Annotated in this window: 1 protein-coding gene; it reads left to right on the top strand. The window is 58.8% G+C overall.

Going from position 1 to position 216, the window contains the following annotated elements:
* The coding region (locus JOY50_RS28945; RefSeq protein WP_243056218.1) for a hypothetical protein at positions 1-216 on the top strand (216 nt) is incomplete at both ends.

The raw sequence follows: 216 nt of genomic DNA, 5'->3' as shown, positions 1-216 counted from the left end.
CCTGCGGCCGGCACCAGCGAAACCCTCTGGCTGAAATGGCTAGAGGATCCAGACAGCCCACCCTACCGCGCATTGCTGATGCGCGACCATACGTTGTTGGCTGGCCTGCTTCCCAGCTTTTCTGCTGCCGAAACCATCAACTGGAATGACAGCGACAAGCTTTACTCGATGCTGAGCAAAATCATCGCCAGGGACGATGCCGGCTTGCGCATGCGC

The sequence above is a fragment of the Pseudomonas sp. BP01 genome (assembly GCF_022760795.1).
Classification (GTDB): domain Bacteria; phylum Pseudomonadota; class Gammaproteobacteria; order Pseudomonadales; family Pseudomonadaceae; genus Aquipseudomonas; species Aquipseudomonas putida_Q.
Note: the sequence above shows the minus strand (reverse complement) of the source record. Positions and strands in the feature narration are given on the sequence as shown.